Genomic DNA, 25442 nt, shown 5'->3' with positions numbered 1-25442 from the left:
ATGTTGATCGTCAGTCGGCCTGGCTTTCCAGGTCCATCATGCGTTGGAGGATGCGGCGTCCCTCCACCGTGGTCGTGTCGCTACGGATCATAAGTTCAGGCAGCAGTTTCTCGCTGCGCTGGATGATCTTCTCGATTTCCTCCGTGGCAAAGATGTCTTCGTCCAGCACCGGCCACAGCGATTGTTTGAGCGCATCGACCTGGGCCTCGCTGGTGCCCCCCAGCGCGAAGAAATAATTGGTTTCATGCCGGGTGGCGGGCGTCACCGCATGAAAGACCTTGGCGCTGTTGATGCATTGGCCGCCCCGCTCGCCATGGCCAGCAACGACGAACGTATCGTCCAGCCCTGCATGGAAACCCGGCGCGAAGAAGGTCATGGCCGAAATGCGATCGACCTTGCCGTCATAGCCACCAGCCGCCGCCATCAGAGGCGGACATTCCGCATCCTTCATGACCCGACGGCTGCGGATCGAACGATCGTCCACCTCCCGCTCTTCGGGCGTGCTGGCATTTTCGCTGGTGCCGATGCTGGTGCCATGCAGATAGCCGAGGTGTGTCAGGTCCAGCAGATTGTCGTTGAGCAACTGATAGCGGCCCTGCACAGGCACGAAACGGAAGGGTTTGTACAGATAGCCGGGGGCGCCGAAGCCCATATCCGCTTCGGTCGGCAACAGGCTTTCATCTGCCTTGTCCGGGTCGCCCGGCCAGATAAAGGCCCAAAGGCCGCGTTCCACCAGCGGATAGGCCGGGATGCGATATACCGACGGCACCGTCGACTGACTGGGCACCTTGCTGCATCGGCCGTCAGGGCCGAAAGTGAAGCCGTGATAGCCGCACTGGATGGAATCGCCGATCCGTGCGGATTCGCCCAACGGAAAATAGCGGTGCGGGCAACGCCCTCCAACTGCGACGGCTGTGCCATCCTGCTTGCGATAAAGGACGACCGGCTCGCCCAATATCCAGCGGGACAGCAGGCTTGTGCCGATTTCCTCGCAAAAGGCAGCGACATACCAGGCATTGCGCGGTGCAAAACTACCCTGCTTGAACGGATACATGACCAATTTCCCCTGATCAGGATGGAATGGCGCGGGCGGGCAAACGCCGGAAAGCGCGCGAAATATTGTTGAGTGCACGGTCCGCCGGCCCGGTGATCTCGAAGCGGCTGACCCGCTGCGCCAGGGCCGTGAAGACTGCGGTCAGTTCCATCCGCGCAAGCCCCTGGCCGGCGCAGCCATGCGGTCCGTGGCCAAAACCCAAATTCTGCCTCTCACGGCGGTCAATGCGAAAAACGTCCGGTGTCTCAAACTGTCGCTCGTCGCGATTGGCGCTGGCATAGGACAGGATCACCCTGACGCCGCTGGGCAGAATGGTCCCGTCGGGCAGCCCGATGTCTCCGGTCGTGACCCGCGAGAAATTCTGGAGCGGCGTTTCCATGCGGACGATCTCATTGGCCGCGCCGATGGCGAGCCGCGGATCGGCACGCAGCTTGTCCCACTCGTCAGGGTTTTCGGCGAATAACCAGATGCCCGCGGACATGGCGCTGATCGTCGTTTCGAAAGCCGCAACGACGTAGCCCGCCAGCATGCCGATGGCAGTATCCCGGCTGATGTCCCCGCGATGCGCCGCCGCGATCAACCTGGCTGCGAAGCCGCCGGGCGTGACACGATTCTGGTCGTAAATCTCGGCGAGGAGGGTCATCATCTCCTGAAGTCGCGTCAGGCCGTTCTGCATGCGCGCATTGGCTGGTCCGGCTGCATTCCACGAACCTTCGGCCAGTTTCAGCAATTGCGGGCGCACATCGTCGGGCCAGCCGATCAGATCCATCACGACGCCGATGGGCAGGTCGTGGGCCAGGTCCGTCACGGCATCGAAGGCCCCCATTTCGACGATCCGGGCGGCGAGCGCGTCGGCGCGCACGGCGATGGTGTCGGCAACGGGCTTGAGCGCAACGGGACCAAGCCCCTCCATGATGAGCCGTCGCCGATCGGTATGGATGGGCGGGTCCTGACAGATCAGCGCCTCGTCCCAGGCGGCGTTGATAATGGGATTGAGGCCAATGCCCTGATCCGATGAGAAACTGCGCCAGTCGTTGAGCGCCGCCCGCACATCAAGATAGCGCCCGATGAAATGGACACCCGTCCGTTCCAGCCAGACCGCCGATCCCAGGTCGCGCAACTGACGATAGGCCGGCCATGGATCGGACAGGGTCACATCATCAAACAGGTCGATAGGGCTGGCCGGCGGCGATGAAAATTCGGTTTCCCTCATGCTCATCTTATCCCCTGCTTGCCGGGCGACAGGATGTGATTGGGATCGAGCGCGGCCTTGATCCGCGCATTCAGATCGCGGTTCGCCTCGCCATATTGCTGCGCTACAAGGTCCATCGTGTTGACGCCGGTACGGTAACTGGCCCAGCCGCGTTCGCCGAAGCGCGTGATCATCTCGCGGATGCAGTCATCCGCCTTCTTCTCTTCATCCGGGTTGGACTTGTCATAGAGGATGAAGATGAGATGATGCAGTTCTCGCCCGCCGATTGCGTAGGCGACTGAATAATCCAGCCCATATTTGCCCAATATCTGTTGGGCGAGATCGGTCTGCTGGCTGGTTTCCTCCCCCTTGGCAGGGGCGACCGGCGCGAAGCAGCACATGCCGCCGCCGCGCCAGCGCATGATGCCTTTCTCCTCCAGCGTCAGCTTGCCACTCATCAGATTCTTGTGATGTTCGAACCAGAGGTTGCCGCCCATCTCCCTCTCGGTCAGCACCTCACCGCCCGACGCTTCAAAGGCGCGACGCACGATCGGTTCGACGGCAGCGATAATCTCGTCGGTTCCGTAGAGCGCGAAATAGGTGTTCCACATACCCAGCCCCTTCGCCTTGGCGAAGTCGCGGATCACCGCATCGGGGACCGATTCCGGCTTGTCCCAAACCTCCTCCCGGCGATGGAACATCGCGAGTTGATAGGCCGCGCCCATCATCAGCACGACATTGGGGATGAGGTTGCTCATGCGGAAGGGGCGCATGGCATCAACGATCTTGGCAACATCGGCCATCTCGCCATGGCGCACCATGAAAGGCTTGAAGGCGGGGGGTTTTGGCATGAGCCAGAAGCCCAATTTTGTGACGACGCCGAAATTCGACTGGGTGAAGATGCCGTCGACATAGGGGCCATATCCCCATTTGAAGGCCTGCCAGGTGGTCGAATTCTTGACCGATCCCATGCCGGTGCGAACGATCGTGCCATCCGCCAGCACCACCTCCATGCCGCATTGCATGAAGAAATGATCGCCATATGGCGTGTAGCCGACACCGCGTTCGAGCGTGTTGCCGAGCGGCGATACGATCGGTCCCACCGTCGGCACGTCGAGCCAGTAGGGCAGGTCATGTTCGGTCAGATAGTCGTGCAGATCCTGATAGGTGACGCCCGGCTCGACCAGCGCGGTGCCCAGATCCGGGTCGATCGCGATGATCCTGTTCATGCGCTTGAGGTCGAGGATCATCTGCCCGCTGCTGGCCGGCGTGGCGCAGCCATAGCCCATATTCTTGCCGGTGGAGACGGTCCAGAGCGGCAGCTTATATTTGTTCGCCACCTTCAGCACTGCCTGCACTTCCTCGACGGAAGCGGGCGCGACCGCGCCGCTTGGCACATGCTCCTGCCGCGGATCAGGGGTGAAACTCTTGAGATAGGGCAGTGTGCTGTCCGCGTCGGCGAATACCCAATCAGCGCCGACTATGGCCCGCAATTCCCCGACGGCGGCGGCAAAGGCTCCCTTGTCGAGTTGCGCCGGCAACATGCGTGGCCCATCAAGGGGAGAGGCAGTTGCCCTGGCGGCATAGGCCGCAGCGCCGGCCGCGCCGGTGCGCAGGAGATCGCGCCTGCTGAAGCCGCTCATTGCTCATGCTCCTTTGGGTCGGCTTTGGATGCACTGATCCACTGGGCAAGCGCCTTCAGTTCCGTGTCGGATATCTCCGTTTGACGAAAGGCCGGCATGGCGGCGGGGCCCGTCCGGACGAACTGGACCACCACTTCGTGGGGCAGCGCGCGCCCCCGGATTACCGGAGCGACATGCTGTCCGTGGCAATAGCCGCACGTCGATGCATAGATTTTCTCCGGTGATCGTGGTTTCGGCGCGGCGCTGACGACGGGGCCGCATGCCACCGCCGTCAATCCCACCAGAACGCAGATCACCCCCGCCCGCACGCCATTATGGCGCCGGAGCCCTTCCCAGCCAGGCATCCCACTCTCCCAGACCGCCGGACTATGCCCGGTCGTGCATCAATATGAATCAGACAAAATGTCAGATTGATGCTGGGACTATCACAATCTTACAAACTGTCAACTTTGCATGTCGGCGTGTCGGAAAATAACAGGGCTGGCAGTGGCCGTTCGGAAATCGCGATCGCATCGCTCCGGCTGACGCCAAGGCTCATCAATATGCTCTGAACGATCAGAACCGGATATTCGGGGCCATGATCTTCTCGCAGCATGGAGGAGATGGCAGCGATGGTGGTACCCAGGATCGAATCACGCCCAATCGCGCTGCATGCGACCGTCAGCAGGCCCGCTTCGATCCCTTCCACAACCGTCAGTTCAGCCTCGCGAAATGTTTCTGCGCCGAAGATCACGCCATTGGCGCTCAGGTTGATCATCGACCAGCCCCAGCGCGCATCTTCGGGTACTTTGTTCAGGTAGAAACGTATTGCCGCTGCGGCCTTTTCGCGCGGATCTTCCAGGCGGGAAACAGTCCGGGTAACAGCAGTGAGAAAATCGTGGGTGACCTCATAGGTCACGGCTTCACGCAATTCGGGCATGCCGGTGAAATGATCGTAAAAGGTTGCGCGCGTTATCTCCGCGCGTTTGGCGATCTCTTCAATACGCGCATAAAGACCGCTTTCCTCACCGAACATGTCGAAGGCGGCGGCAACAATTTTTGCACGTGTTTTGGCCCGTCTGACTCTTCCAACCTCCAGACGCCGCTCCTGATCCGTCACGGACTTCGTCATGTCTGCCCCTAATGCCATGGAGGTCGTTCATAGGTCGGCTATGACCACGATGCAATTTTCACGATCCGCGCTGCCGGTTTCAGCCTGGTGCGAAGGCTGGACGATTAATATCATGCGGCCTGATCCGGAAAGCCACCAACGAAACCCTGATCCGAAATTCTCTTGGGTCCGAGATATCCATTTTTGCCCGTCATCCTATTGGACCAGACGGTTTTTTCGGTTAGACAGTCGGTATGCGGGGGCTTGACATAGCGATCGCGGGCTGTGGGCCGTGCGGACTGGCCACAGCATTATTGCTTCATCGCGCCGGGCATCAGGTCACGCTATTCGAGCGCTTTGATACGCCGCGCCCCATCGGCTCCGGCCTGATGCTCCAGCCCACGGGCATGGCCGTCCTTGCAAAGCTGGAATTGCTGAATGCAGCATTGGAACGGGGTGCCCGCGTCGACCGGTTGTTCGGCCAGGCAGGTAAGCGGGTTGTCCTCGACGTTCATTACACCGCCCTGCGCCGCCAGAACATGTTTGGTATCGGCATTCATCGCGCCAGCCTCTTCGCGATCCTGCACGATGCTGTCATGCAATCGGGGATCACCGTCCATACCGGCCGCACGCTGACGGGAACCGCCCCGGTGGGAAACAAGCGCGCGCTGCATTTCGCCGATGGCGCAACAAGCCATTCCTATGATCTTGTCGTGGATGCGCTGGGCACGCGCACGCCGCTTGCCAAACCGACCGGCCGGGAACTGGCCTATGGCGCGCTATGGGCCAGTCTCGACTGGCCACATGATGCAGGCTTTGATCCCCATGCGCTTGCCCAGCGCTACGAGCACGCCAGCGTCATGGTCGGCGTCCTACCCATCGGTACACCGCCTGGCGCAACCAGCCGCAAGGCCGCATTTTTCTGGTCGCTACGCGCGGACAGGCTGGATGCGTGGCGCAAGGGCGGACTGGAAACATGGAAGGCGCAAGTCACCGCCTTATGGGCCAATTGCGCGCCATTGCTCGATCAGATTCATGATCCCGATCAACTGACCTTCGCCCGCTACGCCCATCGCACGCTTGCTGCACCGGCGGAACCGGCGCTGGTCCACATCGGCGACGCTTGGCATTCCGCCAGCCCGCAATTGGGACAGGGCGCCAATATGGCCTTGCTAGATGCCTGGGCGCTGACCAAAGGGCTGGAGCAAGCAGACAGCGTCGATCAAGGGGTTCGGCACGGCATTGGCCTGCGCCGCCGCCACATACTAACCTATCAGTGGCTCACTGCGCTGTTCACGCCTGTCTATCAATCGGATAGCCGCCTGCTACCACTGATCCGCGACCATATGGTCGGCCCGCTGTCCAAACTCTGGCCCGCCACCGCGATACAGGCGGCGATGGTGAGCGGACTGGTCGGAAACCCGTTGCACCCGCTGGGACTGGATCAAGACATTCGGCACGCAACCTCCATGACAGAGGCCGCCACATGAACGTCGGCGGTCCCATCATCGTCTTCGATGCCATGTGCGTGCTGTGCTCAGCCAATGCCGCCTTCGTGTTGCGGCACGATCGGACAGGGCGTTTCCGCCTAGCGTCCATGCAGGGGAATATCGGCGCCGCGCTCTATCGACAATTCGGGATCGACCCGACCAATCCGGAGAGTTTGATCGTCGTGGAAGGCGACAGAGCCTTGCGGGACAGCGACGCAGTGCTGGCCATATGGGCAGGCCTGGAACGTCCCTGGAACCGGCTGGCGGCATTGCGCATTGTACCGCGCTGGCTGCGCGATCCCGTCTATCGATGGGTGGCGCGGCATCGTTACCGGCTGTTCGGCAAACGAACGACCTGCTGGATACCGACGGCAGAACAAGCAGGCCGTATCCTGTGAGCCGCATATTGCTTCTTGGCGGTTACGGCGGATTTGGTGCCCGCATCGCATGCCGTCTCGTCTCAGCAGGGCATGACGTGCTGGTAGCTGGCCGCTCCATCGATAAGGCCCGTGCGTTTTGCCGGGGCGTACCCGGATTGATCCCTTTGGCGCTGGCCCGCAGCGAAATCGTCGCTGCACTGGAGACATATAAGCCCGAAATAGTGGTAGACGCTTCTGGTCCGTTTCAGGCCATGGACCACGCCATTCCCGAAGCCTGTATCGCCGCCGGGGTCCATTATGTCGACATCGCAGACAGCCGCGATTTCGTCTGCGGCATTAGCGCGCTGGACGAAGCGGCGAAACTCGCAGGCGTTAGTCTCCTGTCCGGCGCTTCCAGCGTCCCGGCGCTGTCGGGCGCGGTGGTGCGTCATCTGGCGCAGGGCATGGACAGGGTGCGCGCGGTGGAGATAGCGATTAGCGCGTCTAACAAGGCAACCGCCGGCCCGGCCGTTTCCGCCGCCATATTACGGCAGGTTGGCCAGCCCATGCGCATCTGGAGCGGCCAGCGCTGGGCGAAAATGTTCGGATGGCAGGGCATGCAGGCCGCGCATTTCCAAGGCGCAGGGCCAAGGCCGATCACGAACCGCCGGGTTGGACTGGTCGACGTGCCCGACCTTGCCCTTCTCCCGGAGAGATTGCCGGGCCGTCCGGCAGTAAGCTTCCGCGCGGGTACCGAACTCGGGTTCCAGAATTGGATACTCTGGATCGCCAGTTGGCTGGTGCGGTGGAGGATCATTGCCTCCCTTGCGCCGTTCGCACGCTTTCTTCACCCTCTCCAATCCCTGACCCGCAGGCTGGGTAGCGATCGCTCCGCAATGATCGTTCGCCTGTTTGGCGATATCGGCGAAAGACGGATTGAGCGGCGATGGACACTCATCGCCGACCGGGGCGATGGCCCGGAAATACCGACTTTGTCCGTGGTACCCATCATCGCCCATATCCTTTCAAACAAGGAAGCCGCAGGCGCCCGCGATGCCGGGGAAGCGCTAAGACTCGACGATTATGCAGATGCCTTTGGACATCTGGCCATCCATCAGCATCTGGAGGAACGACCTGCTCCACCCTGCCTGTATGAGCGTGTAATGGGAGGTCGGTTCGCACTGCTCCCGCCTGAAGTGCGTGCGATCCATGATGTCTTTCGCGATGGTGGCGCGATGGGAGAAGCCGAGGTTACGGGTGCGGCGAACCCGATCGCAACATTGATCGCCAGGATCATAGGTTTTCCCAGGCCCGGTCGGCATCGCCTGCATGTCCATTTTCGGGAAACGGATGGCCGCGAAAACTGGACGCGCGACTTTGGCGGACAGTGCTTCCAGAGCGAACTCAGTCAACATGGTCCCTGGCTTGTGGAACGCTTCGGTCCGTTCCGCTTCGCCTTCGACCTTCCCGCTGACGATCGGGGACTGACGATGGTCATGCGGCGATGGTGGATCGGCCCTCTGCCCTTGCCATTATGGCTGGCGCCGCGTTCGACCGCACGGGAATGGGCAGATGGCGGTCGCTTCTATTTCGACGTACCCATTGCATTACCGCTGATCGGGAGACTGGTCCATTATCGGGGATGGCTGGAGCCACCGACAATGTGACGCTATGCCGGGACAGGCCTTCGAGCGGCCCATTATACTCCTTGAGCCTGGAGCGACCGGCGCACCCGGTCGCTCCAGGCAGACGGGGTAAACCCTGTCTGCGCCTCCACTTTTATTTCTATCGAATACATGCTCAGAATTGGACCCCCAGTCGGGCATAATAGAAACCGCCGCTGAGGCCGAACGGCGCAAAATTGCCATATTGGCCAAGGCCGGTCGCCGCCTGTATCACGCCAATCCTGTCGGGATAGACGTCGAACAGATTGTTCGCGCCAACGGCAACATTGATCGTCTTCGTAACCTGCGCCGCGATATCGAGGTCGGTGATCCATTTCGGACTGAAGGTGCGGTCGTCCGCGGTCGAAGTCTGGCTGGTGCCGGCTTCGGTATATTTGCCAAAGCGGGTCACGCGCAAAAGGCTACGAAGCGCACCAATCGTCCATTCGCTGCTCAAAACCAGCTTGTCACGCGGGGTGGCGCTGGTCAGGTCCGATCGCGCCTGCCGCCCGAACAGGATTGTGTTCGTCAGATTGGCGGGATTGGCTGCTACGCGCAGGATCTTCGTATCATTATAGCTATAGGCTGCACTAAGCTTGAAATCGCCAAGGCCTTGCGTGCGCAGCGCATATTCGCTGACGACATCGATCCCGCGCGTGCGGGTGTCGACGCCGTTGATGAAGAATTGCGCGCTGCTGATTCCGGGGACTCCGCGCTGAGCAAGGATGGCCGTGAATTCGGGACTGGACAGGATCGCCTTGGCTTCTGCACTATTGAGGATTTCCGTCTTCACGATCCGGTCTTCGATCCGAATCTGGTAGCCATCGATCGTCAGGCGGAAAGGACCGCTTTCAAAGGTCGCACCGGCAGTGAAGTTCAGCGACTTTTCGGGCCGGAGCGCCTCGGCGCCAAAATAGCCGGCGATCGGATCATTGGGCGCAAGGAACTTGACCAGTTGGGGCACGATGTTGCCGTTGACGATGACGCCGGTATTCTGCGAGGTCGAGAAGCCCTGCTGCGCCAGCGACGGCGCGCGAAAGCCTGTGTTCACGCCGCCGCGCAGCGCAAAGCCGGGAAAAAGTTCGTAGCGGGTCGAGAATTTACCGCTGACCGTATCACCCGAACTATCGGTATAATGTTCGACGCGGCCGGCGACGCCGACATACCAGGCCTGGGTGACATTGCTGCCGACATCGACATAGGCGGCGAAATTGTTGCGGGTGAGGACGAAGGCATCGGCGGGTGTCGTACCCGTGAAGGAGACGAGGCTGGCCGCAGGGCGCTGGCCGCCATAAGCAAGCTGGAAGGGCGTGGAGCCGGTCGGGATCACATAGCCGCCGTCGCGATAGCTGTCGGGTTCGCCGGCCTTGTTCTGATAGCGTTCCCAGCGATGCTCCACGCCGAAGGCGAGCGTCAGCGGTTCGGCCAGGCCTAAATCGAAAGTGCGGCTGAAATCGGCATTGTTGACCCAGAGACTGCTGATCTGGGTACCCATGTAGAAGCTGGTCTTGCTGGTCGGTCCCAGCGACGGATTAAGCGTATCGACCGCGCCCAGCTTCACCTGATCGCGGCCGAAGCTGCTGCTGAAATCTGCGTCCAATCCGGCCAGCGTGGTGCGCACGCCGCTGGTGATCTGAAAGTCGGTTTCCCGGATGCGGCGCTTGGCTAGGAAGCCATTGGGGTAGATTTCAGGCAAGGAGTTGATGTTGTTGGCGTTGAACTGGCCCCGCCCATCCTTGATGTCGCGATAGCTGAGCGTCGAGAAGCTGTAGAGGGTGGCCGTGTCGCCCAGCGGCAATTCGGCATTATAGCTGCCATTAGCGATGTAATCGCGGTTGGTACGACCATAATTGCCGGCGCGATTGCGATCGATCGTCGCTTCGCGCGGATCGAGCGAGCCGTCAGCCAGACGGGGATAGAGATCGACCGAATCCGCTACCCGAGCGCCCGATGTATCGGCCCGGTCATGAAATTTGCCTTCGACGGCGAAGCGGATGAAGCCGCCGTCGGCGCCCAGGCGCGTGCCATAGCTGACCGATTGCTGGATCAGAAGCGATCAAGGTCCTACCCGGCCTGTTCCCGATCATCGCTGACACTGACGAAGAAGCGGAACGCATCGCCAGCCGGCAGACCGAGGATCTGGACGTCGAAAAGCTGCTGGTGCAGCTCGGCCGTGCGTTCAACTATCATGACTTTAGCCAATATGATCTGGACGCGCCATTTCCCGACCTGACCGGCGTCACGCTCAACAGTTACAAGGGCGCGGCCGAGCGGCTGATCCACGTGGCACGGGAAGAAAGGCTGACACTGCGCCAGGCCGCCTATCGCAGCCAGAGCGCTAAAGGCTTTGTCGGTTCGCCCGAAACCATCGCGGACGAGATTGAGCGCTGGTTCACTGGCCGCGCGGCGGACGGTTTCAACGTCAATGTCGGCACGCCGGACAGTTTCGCGCTGTTGCGCGAGCGGGTCATCCCGATCCTGCAGCGCCGAGGCCTGTTTCGCACCGAATATCAACATGACACGCTGCGCGGCCATCTGGGCCTGTCAGTGCCGGAGCATCGACACGCTGTCGGGTCGGCGGCGATCGCCGCCGAATGAGCGACACGCTCACATCGCGCACCGACGTGCTGATCGTCGGTGGTGGCATGGCTGCCACATGGGCTACCATCGCCGCGGCTAAAGCCGGTGCGACGACCATATTGGTGGACAAGGGCTTTGTCGGGACCAGCGGCGTGACCGCGACCGGTGGTCCAAATCACTGGTGGGTTCCCCCTGATCCAGTGAAGCGACGCGAAGCCATCGAGCAGAAATACGCCGCCAGTTTCGGATTGGGCGATCCGGCCTGGATGGAGCGTGTCATCGACACCACCTGGCGTACGCTGCCCGAACTCGCGCGCTATTATCCCTTTGGATCGGACGGCAAGGGCGGCCGCTATTATAACGGCGTGCGCGGTTCGGAATATATGCGTGCGCTGCGCGCCTATGCGACAGCCATGGGTGCCCGCATTCTGGATCATCATCCCGCGACCCAATTGCTCGTGGATGGGGATGGGGCCGTCAGCGGCGCGCGCGGGCATGCCCGACTGCTTGGCCGGGACTGGGAAATCCGCGCCGGTTCGGTGATTATCGCCACCGGCGGCTGCGCCTTCCGGTCGGGCCTGATCGGCAGCCATGGCAATACGGGCGACGGCTATCTGTTGGCGGCGGAGGTCGGCGCAGAGCTGTCCGGCATGGAATTTTCGATCCAATATACGATGTCACCGGCCTGGGCATCTACCCGCACGCTACCCTATGGGGCCGCACGCTATTATGATGCGCAAGGGGTGGAGATCATCCCGCCGCCTCGGGGGCATGGCCATTATCAGGCACTAGGTGCGGAATTGCTGAAAGGGCCGGTCTATGCCGACCTGATAGACGCACCGGCCGAATTACCGGCGATCTTGCATCATATCCAGCCCCTCACTCCACCGCCTTTTGCGCGCAAGGGGATAAATCTGTTCAAGGAACGCTGGCCGATCAAGCTATTTGGCGAGGGCACGATCCGGGGCAATGGCGGCCTGCGCATCGTCAATGATGAATGCGGGACGACAGTAACCGGCCTCTATGCGGCGGGCGACGCAGCGACGCGCGAACTGGCAACCGGTGCGATCAGCGGCGGCGGCGCGGTCAATAGCGCCTGGGCGCTGACCTCAGGCCAGATCGCCGGCGCTGCTGCGGCGCGGCGCGCGCTCGTCCTGCGCGATCGAGCGCCGGGCAAGGTGCGAGCAGCCGGCACCGCCGGCATCCATCCGACCTCCGCCGAACGGGCGATCGACCGGAAGGCCATCGAGGCAGATGTCGATCATCACATGAACGGCTATCGGCATTCGCTGTGGCGGAGTGAGGCTCAATTAAGCGATAGTCTAACCTTGCTCGACGAGCATTGGCGTACTCTTCGCGATCATGGCCGGGCCGACGGGCTGGCACAGGTCAGCCTGCGCGAGACGGTCGCGCTGACCGCAACAGCGCGCTGGTGTACGGCGGCCGCACTCGCCCGCAAGGAAAGTCGTGGCATTCATGTTCGCGTCGATATGCCCGATCTGAAGCCCGACGGCGCGATCCGCCTGCTCACAGGCGGGCTGGACGATATCTGGACGCGGCCGGAACACCGGATTTATGCGGAGGCGGCGGAATGATCGCACATATTTTCGAGGATCTTTGCGACGGCTGCAACAATTGCGTCGTCACATGCCCCACTCACGTCCTGGACATTGGCGACATCCCGCCGGTCGTCGCTCGCCTCGACCAGTGCCAGACCTGCTATATGTGCGAGCTATATTGCGCATCCGATGCCATTTATGTCGCACCTGACCAGCATGCCGCGGAGGCAGTCGATCCCCAGTCCATTCGCGCATCCGGCCATCTCGGGCGCATCCGGCGCGATCATGGCTGGGATCGCCCAGACGAGACAGAGCATCTGGACCATTATCGGCTTCTCGGCCCGCTGTTGCAGCAGGGCGGAGAAACTGCTGCCGCCCGATACAGAGCCTCCCAGCATGGCAAAGCCTGAGCAGCAACGCTGTGCTTCATTTCAATTCAACGACGACCGACTTCGACCAATGTCGATTGGTGCGTCGGCGTGCCCGCAAATCCGGCCCGCAAACGGCTATGCGTTCATGGTTCTACGTCTTGCCAGCCGCCGCCAAGGGCTTTGAACAGGTCAACGCGCAAGGAAGACAGGCGTTGTAGTGAGGATATCCCTGCTGAGCGCGCATCCAACAGCGTCGTTTGCGCGACCAGCACATCCAGCAGGCCAATCGATCCCGCCCGATATCGGGTTTCAGCAAAGTCGAAGGCTCGTTGTGATCGGGCCTGCGCATCCTCCAGCGCGGCGAGCCGTTCCTGTTCACGCGCCACGTTGCTGAGCGCCTGCTCCACCTGCTTGAGTGCGGTGATGACGGCCCCGTCGAAGGCTGCAAGCGATACGTCGCCCTGCGCCTCGGCCTGGCGGATACGGGCGCGCGCGACGCTGACATTAGGGAAACTCCAGCTAAGCAGTGGGCCGACCGAGAAACTGAGGCTGTCACTGCCTCGCACACTGTCGTTGCGGAAAAAGTTGCCCGATCCGCCCAGGCTGATCTTCGGATAGAGCGCGGCCGTCGCTACGCCGACCCGCGCCGTGTCCGCCGCCAGTTGCCGTTCCGCCTGCCGCAGGTCGGGGCGACGGCGCAACAGGGATGCACCGTCGCCCACCGGCAATGCCACCGCGGGGGCGGGCGGTGTCGTGCATTGCCCGGCAGCAAGAGGAATATCGGCAGGCGTGCCACCCAGCAGGGCGGCCAATTCGAACAGCGCGGCCTGATGCTGCGCCTTCAGCGCCGGGATGGCGGCACGGGCGGTGGCAGCGGCGGCGGCGGAACGCTCGACATCGAACCTGCCGACCGATCCGGCCTTTTCCTGCGCGCTCACAAGACGCAGGCTATCGTTGCTGGCGCGGTAGCTGTCCTGCGCGACGCCGAGCGCATAAGCATAGGAACAGGCATCGAGATAGGCGCGCGTGGTTTCCGCCGCCACCGTCACGCGGACGGCATCTCGCGCGGCCTCCACCGCTTGCGCGTCGGCGCGGGCGGCCTCCACCGCCCGGCTGACGCGGCCGAACAGATCGACCTCCCAGTTGAGCGCCAGGCTGCCATTTTGCGACCATTGAGCATCGTCCTGGGTGAAGGCGCCGCCTGCCCCCTGCATCCCGTCGCCATAGCTGACCCCGCCATTAATGTCGGTCGTCGGCAGGCGAGCCGTCTTGGCTTCACGCAGGGCAGCGCGGGCCTTGGCGAGGTTGGCGGCGGCGATGCGCAGGTCGGTGTTGGCGCTCAGCGCCTGCGCCACCAGCGCATCGAGCGCCGGATCGTTGTACAGCCTCCACCATTGGTCCGGCAACGGGGCGGTCGGGTCGAAAGCATTGGCCTTCGTCACGAAGGCGCCGCTGGCGGCCGCCTTCGGTTCGGGGCGGTGATAGTCGGGGCCGGTGGCGCACCCGCCGGCCATCAGAGCCGCGATCAGCGGCAACAGGGATTTACGCATGGACGGGTTCTCCCGCAGGCAGGCCGCCTTCATCGCGGGTGTGCCCCTTGCGATGGTCTGCTGCGAGCAGCGTGTAGATGGTGGGCAGGACGAAGAGGGTGAAGAGCGTGCCGATCAGCATGCCCATGACCACGACGATGCCGATGGCGAAGCGGCTGGCCGCCCCGGCGCCGGCTGCAAAGATCAGCGGCACAAGGCCCGCCACCATCGCCGCCGTGGTCATCAGCACTGGCCGCATGCGCACGGCGGCGGCATGGCGGATCGCCGCCATCCGGCTCAGCCCTTCCTTTTCCTGCATTTCATTGGCGAAGGACACCATCAGGATGCCGTGTTTGGATATCAGGCCGATCAGCGTCACCAGCCCGATCTGTGTATAGATGTTGAGCGTGGTGAAGCCGAGATAGAGCGGCACCAAGGCCCCGCACACCGCCAGCGGCACTGTGACGAGGATGACCAGCGGATCGCGGAAACTCTCAAACTGCGCCGCCAGCACCAGGAAGATGACGATCAGGGCGAAGGCAAAGGAGACGGTCAGCCGGTCCCCCTCCGTCACATATTGGCGGCTGTTGGACAGCCAGTCGATGCTGGTGCCCGCCGGCATGGGCTGGCTCTTCAGGAAATCGACCGCCTGCCCCATGGTGACGCCGGGCATCAGCACGGCGGACAGGGTGGCCGCGTTCATCTGGTTGAACTGCGGCAGCTTGTTTGGCTGCGGGCGCATTTCCACACTTGCCACGGTGGACAGCGGGATCAGTGCGCCGGACCCGGCCTTGACATAATATTGGCCCAGATTGTCGGGCGTGACCCGCTTGTCGCGGGGCACCTGCGCGATCACGTCATAGCTGCGGTCATGCCAGTTGAAGCGGTTGACGTAATTTTCACCCACCAGCACCGCCAGCGTATCGGCGATTTCCGCCATGGTGACGCCCAGTTGCCCGGCCTTCGCCCGGTCGATGCTGATATGCGCTTCGGGACTGTCGAAGGCGAGGTCGCTGTCGACGAAGGCGAAGAGGCCGCTGCCCCAGGCCGCGCCCTTCACCGCCTCCAGCGTCTTGTAGATTTGCGGGAAATCGTCGGAGGAGCGGATGACCATCTGCACCGGCAGGCCACCACTGCCTGCCGGCAGAGGGCTGTCCTGAAAGGCGGTAGCGTAGATACCAGTGACGGCGCCGGTACGGCCGGTCAGTTCGCCCTGAATGGCCTCGGCATTGCGCTTGCGGTCGCCCCATTCGGACAGAATGATGCCACCGAACCCGCCGTTTGTGCCGTTGGCCCCGCCGGCGTCGAACCAGCTGCCGCGATATTCAGGGAAGGTGCGGAAGATGTCGTCGACTTGGGCATTGAAGCGCGAGATATAGTCGATATTGGCATATTGCGGTGCCTTGGTCGCGACGAAGACATAGCCCATATCCTCCTGCGGGGCGAGTTCGCGCTGGCTACCGGTGAAGAGGACGGCGATCGTGCCCAGCATCGCCACGCCGACCACCAGCACCGCCGTCCGCGCCGCCAGCGTACGATCGAGCAGCCGGCCATAGCCCATGGTGAGCCGGTGCATGTTGCGCTCGATCGCCTGGCTGAGCCGGCCTTCGGCCAGCTTGCTGTTGAGCAGCTTGCCGCTCATCATCGGCGACAAGGTGAGCGCGATCACGCCCGACACGATCACCGACCCGGCCAGCGTGAAGGCAAATTCGCGGAACAAGGCCCCGGTCAGACCACCCATCAGGCCGATCGGTGCATAGACCGCCGCCAGTGTGATCGTCATGGCGATGACCGGGCCTACAATCTCCCGCGCGCCGAGCAGAGAGGCTTCGAAAGGGCGCAGGCCATCCTCAATATGACGATGGATATTTTCGACCACCACGATCGCATCGTCCACCACAAGGCCGATCGCCAGCACCATGGCCAGCAGAGTGAGCAGGTTGAGCGAGAAACCGAAGGCCAGCATCAGCGCCGCCGTACCAAGCAGCGACAGCGGGATGGTAACGATCGGAATGATGACCGCGCGGACGGAACCGAGAAACAGGAAGATGACGATCACGACGATCACGATCGCCTCGATCAGCGTATGCTCGACCTCCTCGATAGAGGCGTTGACGAAATGGGCGACGTCGAAGTCGTTACGGACCGTTACGCCGGGCGGCGCGACCCGCTGCATTTCGGGCAACAGGGCATGAACGGCCGCGACGATTTCCAGCGGATTACCGTCGGGCGTGGGCGATATGGCGATGGAGATACCCGGCACCCCGGATGACAGGGCGCCCGCATCATAGCTTTGCCCGCCCATTTCCACGGTCGCGACATCGGCGAGGCGCACGATGCCGGCGTCCCCATTCTTGATGACCATGTCGCGAAAGGCGGCAACATCGCGCAAGTCGGTCGCGGCGGTGATGTTGATCGCGGTGTTCGCGCTCTTCAACTGGCCGGGCGACGCCTGCACATTATTGGCGCGCAGGGCATTGGCGACTTCGCCGGGCGTCAGGCCCCGCGCGGTCAGCTTCACCGGATCGACCCAGATGCGCATGGCCAGCGGCGCGCCGCCGGTCATTTCCGCCGACGCGACGCCGGGGACGGATGTGATCATCGGCTGCGCCACGCGGGTCGCAAAATCCTGAATCTGCGGCGGCGACAATGTCTTGCTGGAGAAGGAGACATATTGGATCGCCGATGCGCCATCGGTGATCTTGGCAATGACCGGATCGGTCACGCCGGTCGGCAGGCGATATTTGACCTGTTGCACCTTGGCGAGAATTTCGGTCATCGACCGGTCGGCATTGGCATTCAGCACCAGCTTGGCAGCGATATGGCTTTTGCCCTGGCTCGATGTGGAGGTGAGATATTCGATGCCGTTGGCGGTCGCAATCGCCTGTGCGATCGGCGTCGTGACGAAACCTTGCATCACATCCTGCGTCGCGCCGGGCAGCGCCGTATCAATAGTGATCGTCGCGCTTTCCATCTTCGGATATTGGCGGATCGGGAGGCTGAACAGGGCAGCGAGGCCGACCAGCAGGATCAGCAGACTAACCACGACCGACAGGATCGGCCGGCGGATGAAGATATCGGTGAAGGAGCGATGGGGCGTCATGTCAGCGTCCTCCCTGCTTGACGGGCGTGGGGGCGGATGTGGCGACCTTGACCTCGGCCCCCGGTTGCACGCGCAACTGCCCCTCGGTCACGATGACATCGCCAGGGCGGATGCCGCTGGTGACGACGACATCATTGCCGACGCGGCGCCCGGTCTGGACCGGCACGACTTCTGCCTTACCGCCGACGCGCGCATTTTTCCCGCGAACAACGATCACGCTTTCCCCCTGCGCTGATGTCTGGATTGCGGTGGCGGGGACCAGCAAAGCGCCCTGCTGCACCGGCAGTTCCAGCGCGGCAGTGACATACATGCCGGGGCGCAGCGCCCGGTCAGGATTGGGCAGCAGCGCCTGCACAGTGACGTTGCGCGTGTCCTCGCCGATCTTCGGCTCGATCGCATTGACCCGCGCCGTGAAGTGGCGGCCCGGCCAAGCATCGCTGGTAACGATGACGGCCGATCCGGGCTTCAGCCGGCTCAGTTCCTGCTGTGGCAGGGCGAAGTCGACGAACAGGCTGTCTAGGGCGGTCAGCGTCGCGACCGCATCACCGGGATTGAGATATTGGCCAAGATTGACCTTTCGAATGCCCAGCACCCCGGCAAAGGGCGCGCGCACCTGCTTCTGGATCAGGCGGGCGTCGATCTGCTGCACGGCGGCAGCGGCCTGGTCGCGATCGGCGCGGCGTTGCTCCAGCGTCTCGCGGGGCTCCGCACCGGTCGGCGCGAGCGCCTGCGACCTTGCGACCTGTACGCCGGCAAAGGTGGCCTTGGCCTGTGCGGCACGCCGATCAGCGCGCTCCGGCCCGTCGAACAACTGGACCAGCAGCGCACCTGCACCGACCTCCCGTCCGGCCTCGAAATGAATGGCGGAAACGCGGCCGGCAACCTCGGGCGACAATGTCACCTCCTGCACGGCACGGATATTACCGACGACCTCCAACGCAGCGGGAATGTCCTGCGGTTGCGCCACCATCGCAGCGACCAGCACGGCCTGCGGCTCCCAGGCCTGTGCCTGCCCGGCGCGCCAGTCGCGCCACAGATAGAGCGCACCGAACAGCAAAGTGAGGATCGCGATCGTCAGCGCTATAGTGCGCATCGGCCGGGACGCGACGGGGGTTGATGGAGACAGATCATGGTCGGTCATGCCACCGTCTCCACCGGTTTCGGACCGACGAAGCGGGTCCATAGGAAGACGGCAAGGCTGAAGGGATCAATGCTCATCGCGTATCCATTGCGGAAAGAGGATAGACAGGATGGAAGAGGCCGCAGGATCAGCGACGCGCGATCCAGGCTGAGGAAGAGAGAAAGGTCAGAATAGGCGCGCACGGGCTGTCCATTAAGGGGGACAGGACGTGCGGAAGCGGAAACCCACGAAAAGCGCGCGTCATGCCCTGATGAAGGTCAGGTCGACGCCGCGGCTGGGAAGAACTTGCTGCGAAGCAAGCGCAGGAGACACCACCCTGCAACTCTATTTCCGGCAAGCTTTGGCTAAGCTTGTTGCGAGCAAATTGCAACAAAATTCGATGCAAGAAGCGCGTCCGAGAATAACGGGTAACAGGACTGTGCAAGTTTTGCCTCCCTTGCGAATCAGGGAGTGTCTCTATAAAACCTCAACAATAGTTGAGGTAAAGACCTTTCCTGTCCTGACCACCCGGAAACACAGAATATGGTACTCGCAGCATCCGATCTGAGCGTGGGTGACGTTGCCCGGCGCGCCGGCGTGCCCGTTTCCACACTGCATTTCTATGAGGCGCAGGGATTGATCGAGAGCCGGCGGACACGCGGCAACCAGCGCCGCTATCATCGATCGGTGCTGCGCCTGATCGCGGTCATCAAGGTCGCCCAGCGGGTCGGTATTCCGCTCGGCCAGATACGGGAGAATATCAGCCATCTGCCTTCGGGGCATTTGCGCGGCGCGGCAGACTGGTCCGCGTTATCGACCGATTGGCGCGAGGAATTGGACCGGCGGATATTGCTGCTGATGCGATTGCGCGATGCCTTGGATAGCTGCATCGGTTGCGGTTGCCTTTCGCTAACTGATTGCCCCCTCCGGAACCCCGGAGACGCAGCCGCGGACGGTGGCGCCGGTGCGCGTGCTTTCGACTGAAATTTTCGATCCGGCTGCCCTCTTTCGGCCAATGAGCAGTTGATTTTTCGCCCTTGAACGCGGACGGGCAGCTTTTCGCCAGTCCGCGCCAGATTGTTGAACCCCAAAGCCGATTGAGACTATCAATGCCAACCGTAGATGACCTCGCCCAACTGGGCCGGCGCGTCGCCGCAACATATGGATGGGCCGCGGCCAAGGCGTTCAAAGCCTATGTCTGGAGCGAGCAGGATCAAGCCGCCATCGCTGCTTGCGCCTCGAAAACTCTCACATTGTTTCCGCCTGCTGCACGCAATGAAGACTTGCTGACCGCTACGCTGGCGTTCCAGCTACAGCGTCGGCTTCAGACGCCTGTCTATCTTGTGGCCGGGACGCTGAGCGTCGATGGTGTTCCCATCCCGCTGGGCAGGAGCGAACTGCTCGCTAGCGATGCGTTGTCGTGGCAAGGACATCTGTGGATCATGGTCGGGCCATATATTATCGACGCGACAATCTTCCGGCTGGCGAACCTACCGGACTGTCCATCGGCACTGGCACGCCACGTTCATTCCATGTTCGGTCCGAACAAGGGACTTTATGCCGATCATTGGCGTCGTTCGCGGCGTGTCGGGCTGGACTATGATCCAGAGCATGTCCTGAGCGATGATGAGATGGACGAGCTTTTGAACGCTGCCTACCGCCTGATCGGCGACAGCGCGCCCTAGCATGCAAGCTCCGATTCTCTACAGCTTCAGGCGTTGCCCCTATGCGATGCGAGCGAGGCTTGCCTTGGCAATCAGCGCTACGCCTGTCGAACTGCGGGAAATCAAACTGGCGGCGAAGCCCAAGGCTATGCTCGCCGCCTCTCCGAAAGCGACTGTTCCCATTCTAAGATCAGGACTCATTGATTGATCCAGAAGATGACGGTTGCAGCGATACAGATGGCGGACATGAATGTGTGAGCGCATCGATCGTAGCGGGTATGGATGCGCCGCCAGTCTTTGAGCCTGCCGAACATATTTTCGATCTTGTGGCGCTGGCGATAGAGCATGGCATTGTGCGGGATCGGGATCTTCCGGTTCCTCTTTGACGGGATGCAGGCCGCGATGTTGCGTTCGGCGAGCGCGTTGCGGAACCAGTCGGCGTCATAACCTCGATCGCCGAGCAGGACTTTGGCGCGGGGCAAAGCGTCGAGCATCAGGGCTGCTCCCTTGTAGTCGCTCATCTGGCCCTCGCTCAGCAGCATGACCAGCGGTCTGCCCTTGTCGTCGCATACGGCATGGAGCTTCGAGTTCAGGCCGCCTTTGGTGCGTCCGATACGTCTGGGAACAGCCCCTTTTTAAGCAGGCTGGCCGCTGTCCGGTGCGCCTTCAGGTGGGTCGCATCGATCATCAACTGGTCGGGCTTGCCGCCTTGCGCGGAAAGGGCGGAGAAGATCTTGTTGAACACCCCGAGCCGGCTCCACCGGATGAAGCGATTATAGATCGTCTTCGGCGGACCATAATCGGCGGGCGCATCGCGCCATCGCAAGCCGTTCCTGATGACGAAGATGATGCCGCTGATGATCCGACGATCATCCACCCGTGGCACGCCGTGCGACAGTGGGAAATACGGCTCGATCCGGCGCATCTGCGCCTCCGACAACCAGATCAGATCACTCATGGCAGCGCCTCCTCGCCACGCCATTGAATCAACCGATCCTCATCATCGCAAGCAATTTAATAGGTCCTGAGCCTAGTCCTGCCAGACGGCAAGGTGGTCGATCAAAGCATCGACATCATGTACTGGGCGTTGGCACGCCATGACCCGGAAGCTTGGCTCGATAGGGATGATCCGGCGCTCATCGCCGCCAATGATGGTCCGTTCAAATATGCTCTGGATCGCTACAAATATCCGGAACGCCATGGCTCCCATTTGGAAACTCATCGTATGAATGGACTGGCATTCCTCCAGCAGATCGAGGATCGACTGGGTACGGCGGCCAATCTGCGGGGTGCTTCACCCGGTCTGGCAGATGCGGCGATCATTCCGTTCGTGCGGCAGTTTGCAGCTGTTGACCCCGAATGGTTCGCCAGGCAACAATTGGCCCGCGTCAAACTCTGGTTGTCCAGTTATCTGAGTGCAGATTTATATGCCGCGATCATGTTGCGGCTGCCCACCTGGTCACCGCTGGACGCGCCGGTTACCGTCGATTGGCGCCGGCAAATGGACCAAATCCTGCCCAAGGCAAAATAAAGGCAACCGTCCGTCATGGCGATAGCCACCGTAGGGTCACATGATCGCCATCTCTCAGGAGTTTGGCTATGGATCGTGACAGGGTCCACGGACATGCGGCGTGGGATGCGCAACCTGGCCCTGCTAGAGCAGCACATTTTCAGGCAACGACGCGGCCGCCTCTGCAAACTCATCTGGCGTGATAGCGTTGGCCTGCCATTCTATGCCGAACATCTCGAACGTGGGAAGTATATCTGGCTTTTGGTCTTGAACGGCGTGATTTCCCTGCTTGGGACACAGGAACGCCTCGTCGCACAGGTCGAGGTACATGCATAAAAGCAAGGGAAAAGCCGGTATGGAGGATAGCAGCCATCCCGCGCCAGAGGCGTGACCGGAGGTCGCGAACATTGTGATGGGTTTTAGATATATGCGCGAGCTACAATGCCTGGCGACGCCCTACTCTTCCAGTGCTTAAGCAATAGTACCATCGGCGCAGACTGGTTTCACGGCCGAGTTCGGGATGGGATCGGGTGGGTCACAGACGCTATGGTCACCAAGCAATGAAGCTTGCGCATATAAGGGTTTTAATCGGTGCCGTGCACATGAGTGTTTGCTTGTCAAACACGGCAACAGCCGCGTTTTCATTTTCACTTGAGAAAATGAACGTTCAAACAACTTAGTAGATCTGGCTTGTTTTATAACCGCCATTTTCAACGTCTGCGCTGGTGCTTTGTCCAGTGCTGTTGTTGATGGTGGGACTCTGCGGTTCATAAGAACCGTTTAAGCGTGATCAGAGCAATTAGGACTGGTTAGCTCCATGCGTTACCGCACTTCCACATCCAGCCTATCAACGTCGTGGTCTACGACGGCTCGAAGAAATCTTATCTTGAGGGAGGCTTCCCGCTTAGATGCTTTCAGCGGTTATCCCGTCCATACATAGCTACCCTGCTGCGCCACTGGCGTGACGACAGGTACACCAGAGGTATGTTCAACCCGGTCCTCTCGTACTAGGGTCAACTCCTCTCAAATTTCGACGCCCACGGCAGATAGGGACCAAACTGTCTCGCGACGTTCTGAACCCAGCTCACGTACCACTTTAATTGGCGAACAGCCAAACCCTTGGGACCTGCTCCAGCCCCAGGATGTGATGAGCCGACATCGAGGTGCCAAACGATTCCGTCGATATGAGCTCTTGGGAATCATCAGCCTGTTATCCCCGGCGTACCTTTTATCCGTTGAGCGATGGCCCTTCCACGAGGGACCACCGGATCACTATGACCGACTTTCGTCTCTGCTCGACTTGTCAGTCTCGCAGTCAGGCGGGCTTATGCCATTGCACTCTAACAGACGGTTTCCAACCGTCCTGAGCCCACCATCGCGCGCCTCCGTTACTCTTTAGGAGGCGACCGCCCCAGTCAAACTACCCGCCACAGAGGGTCCCTGCACCGGATAACGGTGCGAGGTTAGACATCAGAAAACAACAGGGTGGTATTTCACCTATGGCTCCACGACAACTGGCGTCATCGCTTCAAAGCCTCCCACCTATGCTACACAGTTCTTTCCTAATGCCACTCTGAAGCTGCAGTAAAGGTGCACGGGGTCTTTCCGTCTAACCGCGGGTACTCCGCATCTTCACGGAGAATTCAATTTCGCTGAGCATATCCTGGAGACAGTGGGGAAGTCGTTACGCCATTCGTGCAGGTCGGAACTTACCCGACAAGGAATTTCGCTACCTTAGGACCGTTATAGTTACGGCCGCCGTTTACCTGGGCTTCAATTCAGAGCTTGCACTCCTCCTCTTAACCTTCAGGCACCGGGCAGGCGTCAGGCCCTATACGTCGTCTTGAAGCCGACTTAGCAGAGCCCTGTGTTTTTGCTAAACAGTCGCTACCCCCTGGCCTGTGCCCCCCATCAGTGCTTGCGCATAGATGGGGCCTCCTTCTTCCGAAGGTACGGAGGCAATTTGCCGAGTTCCTTCAGGATACTTCTCTCAAACGCCTTGGTATACTCTACCATTCCACCTGTGTCGGTTTAGGGTACGGTCTATACGGTGGGGCTATTTCCTGGGACACCTTCCCAGCCAGGAGCAATCCAATAAGCCCTGACCAGTTACGGCATCCGTCACACACCACCAGGCCCACGAATATTAACGTGGTTCCCATCGACTACCCCCTTCGGGCTCGTCTTAGGGGCCGGCTTACCCTGCTCAGATTAGCTTTAAGCAGGAACCCTTGGAATTTCGGCGACAGTGCATCTCACACTGTTAATCGCTACTCATGTCTGCATTCGCACTTCCGATACCTCCACGGTCGGTTACCCTTCCGCTTCAACGGCCTACGGAACGCTCCGCTACCGCTCAGTCAAAGACTGAACCCTAAGCTTCGGTGCACGTCTTGAGCCCCGTTACATCTTCGCCGCAGGATCTCTTGTTTAGACCAGTGAGCTGTTACGCTTTCTTTAAAGGATGGCTGCTTCTAAGCCAACCTCCTGGTTGTTTTGGAAATCCCACATGCTTTCCCACTTAGACGTGACTTGGGGACCTTAGCTGTAGGTTAGGGCTGTTTCCCTTTTGACGACGGACCTTAGCACCCGCCGTCTGTCTGCCGAACTAGACTCGTTGGTATTCGGAGTTTGGTTAGAATTGGTAGATCTCGCGACCCCCGCATCCATCCAGTGCTCTACCCCCAACGGCAAATATTCGACGCTCTACCTCAATAGATTTCGCGGAGAACCAGCTATTTCCCGGCTTGATTGGCCTTTCACCCCTAAGCACAACTCATCCGACAATTTTTCAACATTGAACGGTTCGGTCCTCCAGTGCGTGTTACCGCACCTTCAACCTGGTCATGCATAGATCGCCGGGTTTCGGGTCTAATGCATCAAACTATGGTCGCCCTATTCAGACTCGCTTTCGCTGCGCCTACACCTAACGGCTTAAGCTTGCTTGATACACTAAGTCACAGACCCATTATGCAAGAGGTACGCGGTCAGGTCTCAAGGACCCTCCCACTGCTTGTAGGCATCCGGTTTCAGGTACTGTTTCACTCCCCTCATCGGGGTGCTTTTCACCTTTCCCTCACGGTACTGGTTCACTATCGGTCATGTACGAGTATTTAGGCTTGGAGGGTGGTCCCCCCATGTTCAGACAGAGTTTCACGTGCTCCGCCCTACTCAAGTCCTGAGATATCATTTTCGCATACGGGGCTGTCACCCGCTATGGCCGAACTTTCCAGATCGTTCTGCTAACTATATCCCAGGCACTGGCCTGGTCCGCGTTCGCTCGCCACTACTAACGGAATCTCGGTTGATGTCTTTTCCTCCGGGTACTGAGATGTTTCAGTTCTCCGGGTTCGCTTCACCAAAGCCTATTTTATTCAGCTTAGTGATACCTCTTCCATTTAACTACGCTGCCGGCCAAATCCGAAGATCAACACCGACTACGGAATTAAATGGTGAAGGTGGGTTGTCCCATTCGGAAATCGCGGGATCAAAGCCTGCTCACGGCTCCCCCACG

Annotated in this window: 20 protein-coding genes, 2 rRNA genes and 1 pseudogene (1 of these 23 cut by a window edge); 11 read left to right on the top strand and 12 right to left on the bottom strand. The window is 60.9% G+C overall.

What is annotated here, in order from left to right; all coding sequences use genetic code 11:
- Positions 1-10: 10 nt before the first annotated feature.
- From ACNHGR_RS20295 to ACNHGR_RS20275, 5 genes are all read right to left on the bottom strand, one after another.
- Entirely contained in the window at positions 11-1054 is a 1044-nt protein-coding gene (locus ACNHGR_RS20295) for a Rieske 2Fe-2S domain-containing protein (RefSeq protein WP_475288535.1), read from the bottom strand.
- A 16-nt stretch (positions 1055-1070) separates the two neighbouring features.
- On the bottom strand, positions 1071-2273 hold the full coding sequence (locus tag ACNHGR_RS20290; protein ID WP_475288533.1) for a cytochrome P450: 1203 nt from the start codon (positions 2271-2273) through the stop codon (positions 1071-1073).
- Complete coding sequence (locus tag ACNHGR_RS20285) at positions 2270-3889, bottom strand: FAD-binding oxidoreductase (RefSeq protein ID WP_475288532.1); 1620 nt, start codon at positions 3887-3889, stop codon at positions 2270-2272. Before ACNHGR_RS20285 ends, ACNHGR_RS20290 begins: the two co-directional genes overlap by 4 nt.
- On the bottom strand, positions 3886-4233 hold the full coding sequence (locus ACNHGR_RS20280) for a c-type cytochrome (RefSeq protein WP_475288530.1): 348 nt from the start codon (positions 4231-4233) through the stop codon (positions 3886-3888). The genes ACNHGR_RS20285 and ACNHGR_RS20280 overlap by 4 nt, the downstream gene beginning before the upstream one ends.
- Before the next feature lie 89 nt (positions 4234-4322).
- Positions 4323-5000: a TetR/AcrR family transcriptional regulator gene (locus ACNHGR_RS20275; protein ID WP_184274167.1), complete on the bottom strand. Its 678-nt coding sequence runs from the start codon at positions 4998-5000 to the stop codon at positions 4323-4325.
- Positions 5001-5233: 233 nt separating this feature from the next.
- On the opposite strand from ACNHGR_RS20275, the gene ACNHGR_RS20270 reads away from it, so the two are divergent.
- The 3 genes from ACNHGR_RS20270 to ACNHGR_RS20260 are packed head-to-tail and all read left to right on the top strand — an operon-like array spanning position 5234 to position 8495.
- The gene (locus ACNHGR_RS20270) at positions 5234-6469 is read left to right on the top strand and encodes an FAD-dependent oxidoreductase (RefSeq protein WP_475288529.1); all 1236 of its coding nucleotides are present in this window, start codon (positions 5234-5236) and stop codon (positions 6467-6469) included.
- Positions 6466-6867, top strand: coding sequence for a thiol-disulfide oxidoreductase DCC family protein (locus ACNHGR_RS20265; RefSeq protein WP_475288528.1), 402 nt, complete (start codon positions 6466-6468; stop codon positions 6865-6867). Before ACNHGR_RS20270 ends, ACNHGR_RS20265 begins: the two co-directional genes overlap by 4 nt.
- Positions 6864-8495, top strand: a complete 1632-nt coding sequence (locus tag ACNHGR_RS20260) for a DUF4166 domain-containing protein (protein WP_475288526.1) — start codon at positions 6864-6866, stop codon at positions 8493-8495. Before ACNHGR_RS20265 ends, ACNHGR_RS20260 begins: the two co-directional genes overlap by 4 nt.
- A gap of 133 nt (positions 8496-8628) precedes the next feature.
- On the opposite strand, the gene ACNHGR_RS20255 is transcribed toward ACNHGR_RS20260, so the two are convergent.
- The gene (locus tag ACNHGR_RS20255) at positions 8629-10290 is read right to left on the bottom strand and encodes a TonB-dependent receptor plug domain-containing protein (protein ID WP_475288525.1); all 1662 of its coding nucleotides are present in this window, start codon (positions 10288-10290) and stop codon (positions 8629-8631) included.
- 362 nt (positions 10291-10652) lie between these two features.
- Between ACNHGR_RS20255 and ACNHGR_RS20250 the strand changes: the two genes are divergently transcribed.
- From ACNHGR_RS20250 to ACNHGR_RS20240, 3 genes are read left to right on the top strand one after another with little or no spacing between them, the layout of a single operon-like run.
- On the top strand, positions 10653-11090 hold the full coding sequence (locus ACNHGR_RS20250) for a hypothetical protein (RefSeq protein ID WP_475288524.1): 438 nt from the start codon (positions 10653-10655) through the stop codon (positions 11088-11090).
- Positions 11087-12667: an FAD-binding protein gene (locus ACNHGR_RS20245; protein WP_475288523.1), complete on the top strand. Its 1581-nt coding sequence runs from the start codon at positions 11087-11089 to the stop codon at positions 12665-12667. Before ACNHGR_RS20250 ends, ACNHGR_RS20245 begins: the two co-directional genes overlap by 4 nt.
- Positions 12664-13041 carry a 4Fe-4S dicluster domain-containing protein gene (locus ACNHGR_RS20240; RefSeq protein ID WP_475288521.1) on the top strand — a complete coding sequence of 126 codons (378 nt, stop codon included), beginning with the start codon at positions 12664-12666 and terminating at the stop codon, positions 13039-13041. The genes ACNHGR_RS20245 and ACNHGR_RS20240 overlap by 4 nt, the downstream gene beginning before the upstream one ends.
- A 104-nt stretch (positions 13042-13145) precedes the next feature.
- Here ACNHGR_RS20240 and ACNHGR_RS20235 read toward each other — a convergent pair whose 3' ends face one another.
- Genes ACNHGR_RS20235 through ACNHGR_RS20225 form a run of 3 tightly spaced genes read right to left on the bottom strand, consistent with a single transcriptional unit; the run spans position 13146 to position 18775 of the window.
- Complete coding sequence (locus ACNHGR_RS20235; protein WP_184274179.1) at positions 13146-14552, bottom strand: TolC family protein; 1407 nt, start codon at positions 14550-14552, stop codon at positions 13146-13148.
- Positions 14545-17634, bottom strand: coding sequence for an efflux RND transporter permease subunit (locus tag ACNHGR_RS20230; RefSeq protein WP_475288520.1), 3090 nt, complete (start codon positions 17632-17634; stop codon positions 14545-14547). Before ACNHGR_RS20230 ends, ACNHGR_RS20235 begins: the two co-directional genes overlap by 8 nt.
- Before the next feature lies 1 nt (position 17635).
- The gene (locus ACNHGR_RS20225; protein WP_475288518.1) at positions 17636-18775 is read right to left on the bottom strand and encodes an efflux RND transporter periplasmic adaptor subunit; all 1140 of its coding nucleotides are present in this window, start codon (positions 18773-18775) and stop codon (positions 17636-17638) included.
- A 522-nt stretch (positions 18776-19297) separates the two neighbouring features.
- Here ACNHGR_RS20225 and soxR point away from each other — a divergent pair.
- From soxR to ACNHGR_RS20210, 3 genes and pseudogenes are all read left to right on the top strand, one after another.
- Positions 19298-19738, top strand: a complete 441-nt coding sequence (gene soxR / locus ACNHGR_RS20220) for a redox-sensitive transcriptional activator SoxR (RefSeq protein ID WP_184274185.1) — start codon at positions 19298-19300, stop codon at positions 19736-19738.
- Between the two features lie 53 nt (positions 19739-19791).
- A complete protein-coding gene (locus ACNHGR_RS20215; RefSeq protein WP_475288517.1) occupies positions 19792-20439 on the top strand; it encodes a hypothetical protein in 648 nt (215 codons plus the stop codon).
- A gap of 1 nt (position 20440) precedes the next feature.
- Positions 20441-20605: pseudogene (locus ACNHGR_RS20210) on the top strand (glutathione S-transferase N-terminal domain-containing protein); the annotation flags it as partial.
- A 10-nt stretch (positions 20606-20615) separates the two neighbouring features.
- Here ACNHGR_RS20210 and ACNHGR_RS20205 read toward each other — a convergent pair.
- Positions 20616-21376 (bottom strand): IS5 family transposase gene (locus ACNHGR_RS20205; RefSeq protein WP_475285579.1). Its coding sequence is split into 2 segments (ribosomal slippage): positions 20616-21043 and positions 21043-21376, totalling 762 coding nucleotides; the frame shifts between segments, so codons are not numbered across the junction.
- Positions 21377-21469: 93 nt separating this feature from the next.
- Between ACNHGR_RS20205 and ACNHGR_RS20200 the strand changes: the two genes are divergently transcribed.
- Together ACNHGR_RS20200 and tnpB are read left to right on the top strand one after the other, a co-directional pair.
- Positions 21470-21949 carry a glutathione S-transferase C-terminal domain-containing protein gene (locus ACNHGR_RS20200; protein ID WP_475288516.1) on the top strand — a complete coding sequence of 160 codons (480 nt, stop codon included), beginning with the start codon at positions 21470-21472 and terminating at the stop codon, positions 21947-21949.
- A 15-nt stretch (positions 21950-21964) separates the two neighbouring features.
- The gene (gene tnpB / locus ACNHGR_RS20195; protein WP_475288515.1) at positions 21965-22264 is read left to right on the top strand and encodes an IS66 family insertion sequence element accessory protein TnpB; all 300 of its coding nucleotides are present in this window, start codon (positions 21965-21967) and stop codon (positions 22262-22264) included.
- Between the two features lie 107 nt (positions 22265-22371).
- On the opposite strand, the gene rrf is transcribed toward tnpB, so the two are convergent.
- Both rrf and ACNHGR_RS20185 read right to left on the bottom strand, forming a co-directional pair.
- A 5S ribosomal RNA gene (rrf, locus tag ACNHGR_RS20190) occupies positions 22372-22486 on the bottom strand.
- Positions 22487-22708: 222 nt separating this feature from the next.
- Positions 22709-25442: ribosomal RNA gene (locus tag ACNHGR_RS20185) — 23S ribosomal RNA — on the bottom strand (it continues 74 nt past the right edge of the window).

Source organism: Sphingobium sp. RS1 (genome assembly GCF_056156825.1).
This window is presented reverse-complemented; position numbering and strand designations above follow the sequence as displayed.

Excerpts from the sequence above, each read along its gene's own strand:
- ACNHGR_RS20290 (WP_475288533.1), bottom strand. The coding sequence starts at position 2,273 with ATGAGCATGAGGGAAACCGAATTTTCATCGCCGCCGGCCAGCCCTATC.
- ACNHGR_RS20280 (WP_475288530.1), bottom strand. The coding sequence starts at position 4,233 with ATGCCTGGCTGGGAAGGGCTCCGGCGCCATAATGGCGTGCGGGCGGGG.
- ACNHGR_RS20245 (WP_475288523.1), top strand. The coding sequence starts at position 11,087 with ATGAGCGACACGCTCACATCGCGCACCGACGTGCTGATCGTCGGTGGT.
- ACNHGR_RS20295 (WP_475288535.1), bottom strand. The coding sequence starts at position 1,054 with ATGTATCCGTTCAAGCAGGGTAGTTTTGCACCGCGCAATGCCTGGTAT.
- ACNHGR_RS20240 (WP_475288521.1), top strand. The coding sequence starts at position 12,664 with ATGATCGCACATATTTTCGAGGATCTTTGCGACGGCTGCAACAATTGC.
- soxR (WP_184274185.1), top strand. The coding sequence starts at position 19,298 with ATGGTACTCGCAGCATCCGATCTGAGCGTGGGTGACGTTGCCCGGCGC.
- tnpB (WP_475288515.1), top strand. The coding sequence starts at position 21,965 with ATGGCGATAGCCACCGTAGGGTCACATGATCGCCATCTCTCAGGAGTT.
- ACNHGR_RS20235 (WP_184274179.1), bottom strand. The coding sequence starts at position 14,552 with ATGCGTAAATCCCTGTTGCCGCTGATCGCGGCTCTGATGGCCGGCGGG.
- ACNHGR_RS20225 (WP_475288518.1), bottom strand. The coding sequence starts at position 18,775 with ATGACCGACCATGATCTGTCTCCATCAACCCCCGTCGCGTCCCGGCCG.
- ACNHGR_RS20230 (WP_475288520.1), bottom strand. The coding sequence starts at position 17,634 with ATGACGCCCCATCGCTCCTTCACCGATATCTTCATCCGCCGGCCGATC.
- ACNHGR_RS20285 (WP_475288532.1), bottom strand. The coding sequence starts at position 3,889 with ATGAGCGGCTTCAGCAGGCGCGATCTCCTGCGCACCGGCGCGGCCGGC.
- ACNHGR_RS20275 (WP_184274167.1), bottom strand. The coding sequence starts at position 5,000 with ATGACGAAGTCCGTGACGGATCAGGAGCGGCGTCTGGAGGTTGGAAGA.
- ACNHGR_RS20270 (WP_475288529.1), top strand. The coding sequence starts at position 5,234 with ATGCGGGGGCTTGACATAGCGATCGCGGGCTGTGGGCCGTGCGGACTG.
- ACNHGR_RS20265 (WP_475288528.1), top strand. The coding sequence starts at position 6,466 with ATGAACGTCGGCGGTCCCATCATCGTCTTCGATGCCATGTGCGTGCTG.